The following is a 12,271-nucleotide window of genomic DNA, read 5'->3' on the forward strand; positions in this document are numbered from 1 at the left end:
ACATTTAGTATAGAGCCAGAAGTTTTCGCAGGATTAAATCAAGATCCAAAAGAGTATTTTGAAACAATATTTAGTGAAGATCACGAAGAAGTTGTGCTTGTTAAAGATATACCGTTCTATTCGATGTGTGAACACCATTTAGTTCCTTTTTTTGGTCGAGCACATGTCGCTTACATTCCTCGTAACGGACGTGTTACAGGCCTAAGTAAGTTAGCACGAGCTGTTGAGGCTGTGGCAAGAAGACCGCAACTTCAAGAACGAATTACGGCAACCGTAGCCGATGCTATAATGGAAAAGCTAGAACCGCATGGTGTCATGGTCGTTGTTGAGGCGGAACATATGTGTATGACGATGCGCGGTGTAAAAAAACCAGGATCAAAAACCGTGACCACAGCTGTTCGTGGAGTTTTTGAAGAAGATCATGTGAAACGTTCAGAAATACTTTCATTTATTAAGTAATAGTACATCTTTTGCAAAAAGGAGGATGGAGATATCGTGAATGTTCAAAACGATTTTGTGGTGATTAAAGCGATAGAGGATGGGGTCAATGTCATTGGATTAACGCGTGGTTCCGATACTCGCTTTCACCATTCGGAGAAATTAGACAAAGGTGAAGTAATGATTGCTCAATTTACGGAACATACTTCAGCCATCAAAGTACGTGGTAAGGCAAAAATTTTAACAAGCGTTGGCGAAATTGAAAGTGAAACAAAAAAATAGAATGAAATAAGGCTGTTTTCTTTGATGTTTAAGAATTGGAAACAGCCTTTTTTTTTTTTTTGAAAAATCTTTCCAAAAAAAAAAGAAAACGAACCCTTTTCGGCAACATAACAAATAAATCATTATTGTAAATGAAATGAACTTTATTGAAAAAATCGCTATTACATAGTGGTTATGGTATAATGAAAGATGCTATTTCGAGTGAATGCGGATTAAATGGGATTAAGGGTGATACGATTGGAACATTTGTTGACCATACTCGCTAATGTAAAAGAACAAGTCGATAAAGAACGGAATCATTCCTATATTAAACGCTTTGTCCGCTTGCCAAAAGTGGACGAAGATAAACAGCTATTTTTGTTAACTATGCTAGAAAAGCAAGTGGAAAATCGAGAAGAATTGGAGCTGATTGGGAAAACGATTGCACTTATTCAAATTGCCCTTGATACCCACGAACAAGTAACCAATGATTACGGTATGCTACGTGAACGGCAATTGACCGTGTTAGCAGGTGATTATTTTAGCGGACTATACTACCATTTATTAGCGAATGCCAACCATGTTAAGATGATTCGCCGTCTCGCTGAATCGATTCAACGTATTAATGATTGGAAGATTCAACTTTATCAAAAAGAATGCTCCAGTTTGGATAAGGGACTCGAATTGATGAAAAATATAGAAGTTGAACTATTAGTACCGTTTCGCCAAACGGAGCATGATGCCTTATTTCAATTTGCTCGTGAATATTTATTTTTAAAACGATTAAAATCCGAAAAAGAGCGCTTTTTTCAAAAACAAGACTCCGTACTTATGAACTTAATACAAACGTTCACTTTGCCAAATCAAAAAGAAAAAACGCATCTTTTATCAAACGAGCAACGGACGGTACTTTTCAATTGCTTAGAACGATTGATTGATTCCTCATTTACATCCGCTAAACTATTGTTAAAAGGGAAAGTGAATTCCACTTATTGGAATAATCGGTTATCTCAATTAGCTGGTACGTTATATTTACATACGAAATCTTTTGTGGAAGAAGGGTAAATGATGATGCAACAATCCAAAGAAGAACGTGTTCATCATGTGTTTGAAAAAATTTATAAACAATATGATTGGATGAATTCCGTTATTAGCTTTAAACAACATTTGCGTTGGCGAAAAGACACGATGAAGCGGATGAATGTTCAAAAGGGCGCTATAGTGTTGGATTTATGTTGTGGAACAGCTGACTGGACGATTGCCCTAGCCCATGCTGTTGGACCTGAAGGGAAAGTTTTCGGATTAGATTTTAGTCAAAATATGTTGAAAATCGGAAAAGAGAAAGTAGCTCATGAACAATTAACGAACGTGGAACTCATTCACGGAAATGCGATGGAAATTCCATTTGAAGATCATACGTTTGATTATGTGACCATTGGATTTGGGTTACGTAATGTTCCTGATTATTTACATGTATTAAAAGAAATGTATCGCGTATTAAAACCTGGTGGACTTGCGGTTTGTTTAGAAACTTCACAACCGACAATGATTGGTTACCGGCAATTGTATTATTTATATTTTCGATATATCATGCCTGTTTTCGGAAAAATTTTCGCCAAAAGCTATAAAGAATATTCTTGGCTACAAGAATCAGCACGTGATTTTCCGGGGATGAAGGAATTAGCACAATTATTCGAACAAGCAGGTTTTAGTAACGTCACATACAAACCGTATACTGGCGGAGTGGCTGCTGTCCACTTCGGGATGAAAAAAGAAGATGGAAGTCGTTAAGCTAGGTGGAAATCATGAAATTACAAATGATGTATACTTTTTTAAAACCGGATATTGATCGCATAGAGCAAGAATTAGAAGTCGCCATTCAGGCCGACTCCCCACTCCTTTCCGAGGCTTCCTTACATTTATTACAAGCTGGCGGCAAAAGAATACGCCCCGTTTTTGTCTTGTTAGCAGGAAAGTTTGGAAATTATGACATTGAAGTGATAAAGGATGTCGCCGTGGCCCTTGAGTTGATTCATATGGCATCACTTGTACATGACGATGTTATTGATGATGCAGCCCTCCGTCGTGGGAAGCCGACCATTAAATCAAAGTGGGATAACCGAATTGCGATGTATACAGGGGACTATATTTTCGCCCGATCATTAGAGCGGATGACGAATATCCCTTATCCGCTTGCCCATCAAATTTTGGCTCATACGATTGTCGAAGTTTGTGTAGGCGAAATTGAACAAATCAAAGATAAATACCGATTTAATCAATCAGTACGCGATTATTTACGTCGCATTAAACGAAAGACAGCTCTTTTAATCGCTGTTAGTTGTCAATTAGGAGCCATCGCTGCAGGATGTACCGAAGAGATACATAAAAAAATGTATTGGTTCGGCTATTATGTAGGCATGGCGTTTCAAATTACGGATGACATTTTAGACATTGTCGGCACTGAACAACAATTAGGAAAACCAGCCGGCAGTGATCTATTACAAGGTAATATTACGTTACCCGTCTTATATGCAATGGAGTCCCCTTTATTACGACAACAAATTGAAAAGGTGCATGAACAAACATCTAAAGAAGAAATAGGTGCCATCATTGAGCGTATTAAAACTTCAGGGGCGATTGACCGTTCGTATGATGTAAGTCGCATGTATTTAAATAAGGCGCTAAACATTCTTGATCAGTTGCCAGCCAATCGGGCAAAACAAAGTTTTCAAAAAATCGTAAATTATATTGGCAAAAGAAAATATTAAGAATTTTTTAATAGAAACGTTGTCAAATCGGAAAATAGGTGGTACTATGAATTTTGGAATCGGTTACATGATCAATACATAGTTGCTAGGAGTGGGATGACATGGAAAAAACATTTTTAATGGTTAAACCTGATGGGGTTCAACGAGGGTTAATTGGAGAAATCGTTTCTCGTTTGGAGAAAAAAGGTTTCCAACTAGTAGGCGCAAAATTTATGCAAGTTTCAAAAGAGCTTGCGGAACAACATTATGCTGAACATAAAGAGCGTCCATTTTTCGGAGAATTAGTGGATTTCATTACATCTGGCCCTGTGTTTGCCATGGTATGGCAAGGTGAGAATGTCATTGCAACAGCTCGTCAAATGATGGGGTCAACAAATCCAAAAGAAGCACAACCAGGTACCATTCGTGGTGACTTTGGTTTAACAGTTGGTAAAAACGTTATTCATGGATCTGATTCTCCAGAAAGTGCTGAGCGTGAAATCGGCTTGTTCTTTAAAGAAGAAGAACTTGTTTCTTATAACAAGTTAATGAACCAATGGATTTACTAAGGAGTGAAGGCTCAATAAAGTAGTAAGGAACTTTTCCTTACTACTTTTTATATTGTCTATATATGTGAGGTAATGAAATTGTGAAATATTAGTAAAAACTTGATATTTTTTTACACGTACGTCCAAATTTCCCTTATACTATGATTTGGTTACTTTTCGTGATGGTGAGGTATGGACATGGTGTATGATTATCAAGAATTTATAAAAAACTTTAAGAGAAAATCTGGCATCGATTTATCGTTGTATAAAGAAGCTCAAATGAAACGTCGTTTAACCTCTTTTTATGAAAAAAAAGGATTTCGCTCGTTTGCTGAATTATTTCAGGAAATGGAAAACAATCAAGAGTTATTTCACGAATTGTTAGACCGGATAACCATAAACGTATCCGAATTTTATCGTAATGCCAAACGCTGGGAAGTTTTACAACAGAAAATTTTCCCTCGTTTACTTAACGAACGGAAACCGTTAAAAATATGGAGTGCCGCTTGTTCAACTGGAGAGGAACCATATACGATTGCGATGGTGTTGTCGAATTACTTACCGTTTTCTCAAATATCAATATTAGCAACCGATATTGATCAAAATGCCTTACAGAAAGCGAAATTAGCTGTCTATCCTGAACGCTCTCTACAAGAAGTACCGCGTGATATGAAAGAGAAATACTTTACAAAAGAAGGAAGTTTTTATCGTCTAGCCCCTGAAATCACTCGGACGGTGACGTTTAAACGACACAATTTGCTTGCTGATCCATACGGTCAAGATTTTGACTTAATCGTTTGTCGAAATGTATTAATCTATTTTACAGAGGATGCGAAAAACGACATCTATCATAAATTTAGTCGTGCGTTACGTTCAGGTGGGGTGCTGTTTGTCGGAAGTACGGAACAAATTTTCAATCCTAGTAACTATCGATTTACAACAGAAGATACGTTTTTTTATCGGAAAGAGTAAAGGACTATCAATATATGATAGTTCTTTTTTATTTTAAAAAAATATTTTTACAAGAACATAAGAAAGTACTAGGAATTTATTTAGTAAATATGGTATATTGATACATAATTCTTTAATGAGTTGAAGGGGGAAAGAATGATGAGGTACTTAACTGCTGGAGAATCCCACGGTCCCCAATTAACAACCATCATCGAAGGGGTGCCTGCAGGATTAACGCTAACAGCAGATGATATTAATATAGAGCTTGCGCGACGTCAAAAAGGGTATGGACGAGGTCGGCGGATGCAAATCGAAAAGGATCGTGTTCAGATTTTAGGGGGCGTCCGACATGGAAAAACGCTTGGCTCGCCCATCGCCTTAGTCGTAGAAAATAAAGATTGGAAACATTGGACAAAGATTATGGGAGTCGAACCTTTAGAAGAAGGTGCTGATGATGAAATAAAACGGAAAATTTCCCGTCCACGTCCAGGGCATGCCGATTTAAACGGAGCGATTAAATATGGCCATCAAGATATGCGTAATGTACTCGAACGTTCTTCGGCTCGAGAAACGACTGTTCGTGTAGCAGCTGGGGCGGTAGCGAAAAAGCTATTAAAAGAATTAGGAATTGAAATTGCCTCACAGGTGGTAGAAATAGGTGGAGTGAAAGCTTCGCCTAAACCATATTCATCCATAAAAGAGTTACAAGAAAAAACCGAACAATCACCAGTTCGATGCTTTGATGAGGAAGTAGAACAACAAATGATGGACGCGATTGATGAAGCAAAGAAAAATGGGGATTCGATCGGTGGCATCGTGGAAGTGATTGTGGAAGGAATGCCTCCAGGCGTTGGAAGCTATGTTCACTATGACCGGAAGCTTGATGCGAAAATTGCTGGTGCAATAGTGAGCATTAATGCTTTTAAAGGTGTGGAATTTGGATTAGGTTTTGATATGGCTCGTAAACCAGGAAGTGCCGTTCATGATGAAATTGCTTGGTCTAAAGAAAAAGGGTACTACCGTTTAACGAATCGGTTAGGAGGATTTGAAGGCGGCATGACAACCGGCATGCCAATTGTTGTACGAGGAGTCATGAAACCTATTCCAACCCTTTATAAGCCGTTAAAAAGCGTAGATATTCATACAAAAGAACCGTTTGAAGCGAGTATTGAGCGTTCTGATAGCTGTGCAGTACCATCAGCTGCGGTTGTTGCGGAAGCAGTAGTTGCGTGGGAATTAGCCAACGCCTTAGTTGAACAGTTCTACGGGGACCGAATGGATACGTTGAAAAAAACGATTGCCGAACATCGTGCCTTTGCAAAGGAGTTTTAATATGGTCAAAACGATACCAATTGTTACTTCTTCAAAATCGTACAACGTTTACGTCGGACGAGATGCAATTGGAGCATTAAAAGAATATATGAAAAATAAAACAGTATCGAAATGGTTGTTGATTGTAGATGAGCAAGTGGCTGCTTTTCATCCCCAAACCATTCAACAGCTACTCTCTAGTCATGAGCAAGCGATAATGTATAAAGCTCCCGCTGGAGAAAAATCAAAAAGTTTACAAGAGTACGAGAAATGTATTTCTTTTGCGCTAAAACATGGTGTAGATCGTAAATCAGAAATCATAGCCGTTGGCGGGGGCGCCATAGGAGATTTAGCTGGTTTTGTCGCAGCGACATACATGAGAGGAATATCGTTTGTGCAAGTACCAACGACGTTGCTTGCGCATGATAGTTCGGTTGGAGGTAAAGTGGGAATTAATCATATACTTGGCAAAAATATGATTGGATCTTTTTACCAACCGGAAGCGGTGTTTTATGATCTCTCTTTTTTATCAACGTTACCGATGCATGAATGGCGGTCCGGATTTGCGGAAGTCGTTAAACATGCATTAATTGCTGATCCAATGTTTTTTGAGTTTTTAGTCGAAAAGGTCAAAACTTTACATAATCTAGGGGATAAAGTACTCGTCCATTTAATTTCGAACGGAATTCGCATCAAAGGAACAATCGTCCAAGAAGACGAAAAAGAACAAGGGGTACGCGCCTGTTTAAATTTTGGACATACACTTGGACATGCGATTGAATCTGCATATGGATACGGTAATATCACACACGGAGAAGCCGTCATGATGGGAATGGTTTACGCGTTATTACTAAGTGAAAAAATGAACAAGCTCAACTTTCCGTTTAAACCATTTCTTTCATGGATTCATACTTTAGGTTATCGCCTTTCTTTTGATCGTAATCTGACATTTTCGGACGTGTGGGAGCGGATGAAAAGAGATAAAAAAGCAAGTCGTCAAACGCCGGTGTTTGTTTTATTACGAGATATCGGTCAGCCAATGATGAAAAGTGTTGATAAACGAATACTTGAGGAAACGTTCGATCAATTCATTCGTTTAGGGGAGGAGATGAAATGATTCGCGGCATCCGTGGAGCGATTACGGCTGATGATAACAGTGAACAATCAATTGTAGAATCGACCTTATCATTATTGAGAGTAATGATTAAAGAAAATGACATTTTGCCTGAAGAAGTAGCTTCCGTTTTCATTTCAGCAACACCTGATTTAAATGCATCATTTCCAGCAAAAGCGTTACGAAGTTTAGAAGGATGGACATTCGTTCCTGTCATGTGTATGCAAGAAATGCCAGTTCCTCATAGTCTTGAAAAATGTATTCGTGTGATGATTCATGTGAATACATCAAAGAAACAAGAAGATATTCATCATGTTTATTTGAAAGGGGCGAAACATTTACGTCCTGATTTGAACCGTACGTAAGGATTAAAGGGGGAAACTGTTTTGAAGTGGAAGGAGCCTATCAAACAACTACAGCCATATCAGCCAGGAAAATCGATTGAAGAAGTAAAGCGAGAATTCGGTATCGAACAAGTGATTAAACTAGCCTCAAATGAAAATCCATTCGGCTGTTCCCCGAAAGTAATAAAATACTTGTTACAACAAGCCAATGATTTAGCGAAATATCCTGATGGATATGCGTATTCGTTAAGGAGCACGTTAGCGAACTATCTTGGTGTTAATATCGAGCAATTAACGTTTGGGAACGGTTCTGATGAAGTGATCTTAATGATTAGTCGAGCGTTATTACGGCCTGGGATAAATACCGTCATGGCTACACCGACGTTCCCTCAATACAAACATAATGCTCGAATTGAAGGGGCAGAAGTTAGAGAAGTTCCGTTAGTTAACGGCGAGCACGATTTATCATCTATGTTACAAGCCATTGATGACCAAACAGCGGTTGTTTGGCTCTGTAGTCCGAATAATCCAACAGGTTGCTACATTCCGGAAAAAGAACTCAAGACCTTTTTATCAGCAGTTCCTAAAGACGTACTTGTTGTATTAGATGAAGCTTATTATGAGTACGTTGTCGCTGATGATTATTATGATGCGATTTCTCTGCTTGAAAGATATCCCAATTTACTTGTGTTACGCACGTTTTCCAAAATCTACGGTCTCGCTTCTTTCCGAGTCGGTTATGGAGTGGGTGACCCGTTCGTCATCAAGCGTCTTGAAGCGGTTAGAGAACCGTTTAATACAAACACATTAGGTCAACTAGCTGCCCAAATGGCGCTCGAAGACCAAACCTTTATACAAGATTGTCGAATGCGAAATCGCCAAGGACTCGAACAATATTATAAGTTTTGTCAAAAACACGGATTATTTTATTACCCTTCTCAAACGAACTTTATTTTGATTGACTTTCGAAGGGATGGAGACGACGTTTTTCGTTATTTATTAACAAAAGGTTTTATCGTTCGCTCAGGTAAAGCTCTCGGATTCCCGACCTGTGTTCGGATTACAATTGGAACATATGAACAAAATGTTCAATTAATCGAACAACTCGAACGTTTTATTCAAGAACAACAGGTCAAAGGAGAGGAATGATATGGAGGGAAAGGTACTTGTTATTGGACTGGGGTTGATTGGGGGTTCGCTTGCTCTTTGTATTAAAAAAGCTCACCCCCACGCACACATTATTGGCTATGATGTGGACAAGAAACAATTACAGTTGGGTCTATCGCTCGGAGTAATTGATGAAGCAGCAGAAGATTGGAAAAATGAAGTGGTAAAGGCCGATTTAATCATATTATCCACTCCAGTCATTCAAACGGAACGTCTATTACATGAACTTTCACAACTTCCCTTAAAAAATGGAGTGATTGTAACAGATACCGGAAGTACAAAGGGCCGCATCATGGAACAAGCGACACAATTGCATGAAAAGGGTATTACTTTTATTGGTGGACATCCAATGGCTGGCTCACATAAAAGTGGTGTAATCGCAGCAAAAGATATATTATTTGAAAATGCTTTTTATTTGTTAACACCTTTTGATGGTGCTGATGAAGATGTGAAGCGTTTAAAAACTTGGCTGAAAGAAACGAAGGCAAAATTTGTTCAAGTAAAACCGGATGAGCACGATATGATGACAGGAGTCATCAGTCATTTTCCTCATATTATTGCGGCATCGCTTGTGCACCAAGCTGAAAAGTTTGGTGGCGAATTTCCGCTATTATCACGGCTTGCTGCTGGTGGATTTCGTGATATTACCCGAATCGCTTCTTCTGACCCACGCATGTGGAAAGAAATTACCATACATAATAAAGAAGTGATGCAGCAGTTATTACGATATTGGAAGCGTGAAATGGAACACATTGACCGAATGCTTGAGCAAGAAGATAGTGAGAATATTTATGCGTACTTTCAAAAAGCTAAAACATTTCGTGACGATTTGCCAGCATTTCAACAAGGAGCCATTCCTTCGTTTTATGACCTATACGTAGATGTACCCGATTATCCAGGAGTAATCTCTGAAATTACTGGTTACTTAGCAGATGAACAAATTAGTATTACGAATATTCGCATTATGGAAACAAGAGAAGATATTTATGGCATCCTTGTCATTAGTTTCCAAAACGATCAAGATCGTAAACGTGCGGAGCAATGCATTAAACGACATACCGATTACGAAGTCTTTTTAGCATAGGGGGAGTACAATGGACACATTATCGCTCAAACCACAAAGTCGTCCTTTAAGAGGAACGGTCCAAGTGCCTGGGGATAAATCCATTTCCCATCGGGCGGTTATGTTCGGGGCCATCGCCAATGGGACGACCACCATCGAAAACTTTTTAACTGGAGATGATTGTTTAAGTACGATTTCTTGTTTTCGACGCTTAGGAGTTCATATTGAACAGCATGGAACGACTGTGACCGTACATGGGAAGGGCTGGGACGGTTTAACAGAACCAAAAGACATTTTAAATGTCGGAAATTCAGGAACCACGGCACGCCTTATGCTCGGAATTTTAGCTGGTCGCCCGTTTCATTCTGTCCTCATAGGTGATGAATCCATTGCGAATCGACCGATGTCTCGGGTAACGAAACCTTTACAATTAATGGGGGCCATCATTGACGGACGTCAAAATGGAGAATTTACTCCGTTGTCCGTACGAGGAGCACAGCTAAATGCCATTCGATACGAATTACCTGTTGCGAGCGCGCAAGTAAAGTCGGCTATTTTATTAGCTGGTTTACAAAGTGAAGGGACGACCGAGATTCTTGAACCTGCTCCAAGTCGAGACCATACTGAAAGAATGATTCGGCAATTTTCAGGCGAAATTGAAAAACATGGAAATGTTATTCGATTGAATGGAAAACAAACATTAAAAGCAACGAATATTGTTGTACCAGGGGATATCTCTTCAGCAGCGTTTTTCCTCGTAGCGGGCGCTATTGTCCCAGGAAGTGAAATTATCTTACCAAATGTTGGACTCAATCCGACAAGAACAGGCATTATTGATGTAATGAAACAAATGGGGGCAGATATTACGATTGTAGACGAAAGCTATGATTCCACAGAACCAGTTGGAACAATTATCATTCGCTCTTCAAAATTGAAAGGAATTGAAATTGGAGGGGAGATGATTCCACGATTAATTGATGAACTTCCAATTATTGCACTACTTGCTACTCAAGCCGAAGGAAAAACCATTATTCGAAATGCAGAAGAATTAAAGGTGAAAGAAACAAACAGAATTGATGCCGTTTGTCATGAGCTACAACAATTAGGTGCTGATATTCAACCGACCGAGGATGGAATGATCATTCATGGAAAATGTACTTTAACAGGGGGAAACGTCCGTTCTTATGGGGACCATCGAATCGGTATGATGCTAGCAATTGCCTCCCTCATATGTCAATCAGAAGTAACCATTGATGGAGTCCATGCCGTCTCTGTTTCTTATCCAACTTTTTTTGAAGATTTAAAAATATTAGGGATGAATAAAGATTAAACAAATATAAGTTATGTAATTGTGTAAGCGGGTGAGTTTTGTCACCCGCTTTTTGTCATTTTTTTTTTCATCTGTTCATAGCTTGTCAATAACAAATGAGCATAGGAGATGGTTAGATGAAATATATCATTGAAGGAGGCACCATGTGGACGAATACTAAACGAAAGGAAATGGAATTATTAGTAGAAGACGGGAAAATCCGTGGTATTCGCCCATCTTATTCTCGCTACCAATACATGCGCATGAACATTTCTTCGTTTATCATTGCACCGACTCACGTGATGATGGATGATGCACCGATTGATGACTGGTCGAATTCTCAATTAAAAGAACATTTTATTCACCACTTTTTATCAAAAGGCTGTACAACCGTACTTTCCGTCATTCCCATTCGGTATGAAAAAGATTTGTCCAAACAACTAAACCTTCGAAGAACGTCATTATTTAATTCACCTATTGACTTCCTAATCTGTCCTCTAGTGCCACCAAAAGTTTTAACCCCTTCCTTTGTGAGAACGTGTAAAAAATTACTTATTCCGGCTATTTTGGTTCAACTCGATGAAGATGGAGCATGGGAAGACTGTCCTTGGGGATGGATTAAAGAAGCAATCTTCCCATATCTATTGGTGTTAATTCCTTATCTTCCATCGTCAATAAACGACAAACAACGAAAAAAAATACTAAAAAGATGGGATACGGTGTTGAAAAACGAAAAAATAACTCATTATACTCAACAGATAGTTCCGTATACACCTATCGAAGAACGAATTTTGAAAAAAATTGGCGTGTTTCCGCTTAGAGGAAATTTAATGGTTGGTGGAGAAATAATTTATAACCTGTATAATCAAACAACACTTAATGATTCGGTCCCAACAGACGCCCCTTTGCTAACCGTTTTTAAAGGACAAATAATAAAAATATATGATAAAATCGAATATCGGCCTGGTTTTGGAACTGAGTTAAAAATTAAACGACCACTATATTTCCAATAGAAAAT

14 protein-coding genes are annotated in these 12,271 nt (G+C 38.7%); all 14 read left to right on the forward strand.

The features are described 5' to 3' along the window. A partial coding sequence (folE, locus tag ABES52_RS02935) for a GTP cyclohydrolase I FolE (RefSeq protein ID WP_429648763.1) occupies positions 1 to 459 on the forward strand: 459 nt, incomplete at its 5' end. A gap of 36 nt (positions 460 to 495) precedes the next feature. Continuing rightward, entirely contained in the window at positions 496 to 720 is a 225-nt protein-coding gene (gene mtrB / locus ABES52_RS02940; RefSeq protein ID WP_429648765.1) for a trp RNA-binding attenuation protein MtrB, read from the forward strand. Positions 721 to 957: 237 nt separating this feature from the next. Continuing rightward, positions 958 to 1,764, forward strand: a complete 807-nt coding sequence (locus tag ABES52_RS02945) for a heptaprenyl diphosphate synthase component 1 (protein WP_429648767.1) — start codon at positions 958 to 960, stop codon at positions 1,762 to 1,764. A 6-nt stretch (positions 1,765 to 1,770) separates the two neighbouring features. Next, a complete protein-coding gene (locus ABES52_RS02950) occupies positions 1,771 to 2,490 on the forward strand; it encodes a demethylmenaquinone methyltransferase (protein ID WP_429648849.1) in 720 nt (239 codons plus the stop codon). Between the two features lie 14 nt (positions 2,491 to 2,504). Continuing rightward, the gene (gene hepT / locus ABES52_RS02955; protein WP_429648769.1) at positions 2,505 to 3,467 is read left to right on the forward strand and encodes a heptaprenyl diphosphate synthase component II; all 963 of its coding nucleotides are present in this window, start codon (positions 2,505 to 2,507) and stop codon (positions 3,465 to 3,467) included. 101 nt (positions 3,468 to 3,568) lie between these two features. Next, complete coding sequence (ndk, locus tag ABES52_RS02960; protein WP_429648771.1) at positions 3,569 to 4,015, forward strand: nucleoside-diphosphate kinase; 447 nt, start codon at positions 3,569 to 3,571, stop codon at positions 4,013 to 4,015. A 180-nt stretch (positions 4,016 to 4,195) separates the two neighbouring features. Then, positions 4,196 to 4,966, forward strand: coding sequence for a CheR family methyltransferase (locus tag ABES52_RS02965; protein WP_429648851.1), 771 nt, complete (start codon positions 4,196 to 4,198; stop codon positions 4,964 to 4,966). 138 nt (positions 4,967 to 5,104) lie between these two features. Continuing rightward, entirely contained in the window at positions 5,105 to 6,277 is a 1,173-nt protein-coding gene (aroC, locus tag ABES52_RS02970; RefSeq protein WP_429648853.1) for a chorismate synthase, read from the forward strand. Position 6,278: 1 nt separating this feature from the next. Then, positions 6,279 to 7,373 carry a 3-dehydroquinate synthase gene (gene aroB / locus ABES52_RS02975; RefSeq protein ID WP_429648773.1) on the forward strand — a complete coding sequence of 365 codons (1,095 nt, stop codon included), beginning with the start codon at positions 6,279 to 6,281 and terminating at the stop codon, positions 7,371 to 7,373. Continuing rightward, the gene (gene aroH, locus ABES52_RS02980; RefSeq protein ID WP_429648775.1) at positions 7,370 to 7,735 is read left to right on the forward strand and encodes a chorismate mutase; all 366 of its coding nucleotides are present in this window, start codon (positions 7,370 to 7,372) and stop codon (positions 7,733 to 7,735) included. Before aroB ends, aroH begins: the two co-directional genes overlap by 4 nt. 21 nt (positions 7,736 to 7,756) lie before the next feature. Further along, complete coding sequence (hisC, locus tag ABES52_RS02985) at positions 7,757 to 8,863, forward strand: histidinol-phosphate transaminase (protein WP_429648777.1); 1,107 nt, start codon at positions 7,757 to 7,759, stop codon at positions 8,861 to 8,863. A 1-nt stretch (position 8,864) separates the two neighbouring features. Beyond that, positions 8,865 to 9,965, forward strand: coding sequence for a prephenate dehydrogenase (locus ABES52_RS02990; RefSeq protein WP_429648779.1), 1,101 nt, complete (start codon positions 8,865 to 8,867; stop codon positions 9,963 to 9,965). A 10-nt stretch (positions 9,966 to 9,975) separates the two neighbouring features. Next, on the forward strand, positions 9,976 to 11,274 hold the full coding sequence (gene aroA, locus ABES52_RS02995; RefSeq protein ID WP_429648781.1) for a 3-phosphoshikimate 1-carboxyvinyltransferase: 1,299 nt from the start codon (positions 9,976 to 9,978) through the stop codon (positions 11,272 to 11,274). Positions 11,275 to 11,390: 116 nt separating this feature from the next. Further along, positions 11,391 to 12,266: a hypothetical protein gene (locus ABES52_RS03000; RefSeq protein WP_429648783.1), complete on the forward strand. Its 876-nt coding sequence runs from the start codon at positions 11,391 to 11,393 to the stop codon at positions 12,264 to 12,266. Positions 12,267 to 12,271 lie beyond the last annotated feature (5 nt).

The sequence above is a fragment of the Aeribacillus pallidus genome (genome assembly GCF_050478865.1).
Taxonomy (GTDB): domain Bacteria; phylum Bacillota; class Bacilli; order Bacillales; family JACDOC01; genus JACDOC01.

Coding starts and splice junctions, on each gene's coding strand:
- aroH (WP_429648775.1), top strand. CDS start 7,370: ATGATTCGCGGCATCCGTGGAGCGATTACGGCTGATGATAACAGTGAA.
- ABES52_RS02950 (WP_429648849.1), top strand. CDS start 1,771: ATGCAACAATCCAAAGAAGAACGTGTTCATCATGTGTTTGAAAAAATT.
- aroC (WP_429648853.1), top strand. CDS start 5,105: ATGAGGTACTTAACTGCTGGAGAATCCCACGGTCCCCAATTAACAACC.
- aroB (WP_429648773.1), top strand. CDS start 6,279: ATGGTCAAAACGATACCAATTGTTACTTCTTCAAAATCGTACAACGTT.
- ABES52_RS02990 (WP_429648779.1), top strand. CDS start 8,865: ATGGAGGGAAAGGTACTTGTTATTGGACTGGGGTTGATTGGGGGTTCG.
- ABES52_RS03000 (WP_429648783.1), top strand. CDS start 11,391: ATGAAATATATCATTGAAGGAGGCACCATGTGGACGAATACTAAACGA.
- ndk (WP_429648771.1), top strand. CDS start 3,569: ATGGAAAAAACATTTTTAATGGTTAAACCTGATGGGGTTCAACGAGGG.
- hepT (WP_429648769.1), top strand. CDS start 2,505: ATGAAATTACAAATGATGTATACTTTTTTAAAACCGGATATTGATCGC.
- aroA (WP_429648781.1), top strand. CDS start 9,976: ATGGACACATTATCGCTCAAACCACAAAGTCGTCCTTTAAGAGGAACG.